Raw genomic sequence first — 260 nt, forward strand, 5'->3', positions numbered from 1 at the left:
GTCTGGCCAACTGATCGCCCGCTTCCAGCTGACTTTTGAGCCGGGCCACCACTTGCAGGATCAGGCGATCCCCCGCTTGATGGCCGAGGGCGTCATTGGCGTGGCGAAAGTTGTCCAGGTCCAGATGCCCGAGGGCGATGCCGCGGCCTTCGCTTTCGGCCAGGCGCACGGCCAGCAAGGTCTGAAAGCCCTGGCGGTTGGCGATGCCGGTCAGCGGGTCTTCTTCGGCCAGGCGCTGCAAGGTGTGTTCGAGCACACCG

1 protein-coding gene is annotated in these 260 nt (G+C 65.8%); it reads right to left on the reverse strand.

What is annotated here, in order from left to right:
• Positions 1-260: diguanylate cyclase domain-containing protein (locus NDO48_RS29325; RefSeq protein WP_267322933.1), on the reverse strand; the 260-nt coding region annotated here is incomplete at both ends.

The sequence above is a fragment of the Aminobacter sp. MET-1 genome (genome assembly GCF_026521175.1).
Taxonomy (GTDB): Bacteria; Pseudomonadota; Alphaproteobacteria; order Rhizobiales; family Rhizobiaceae; genus Aminobacter.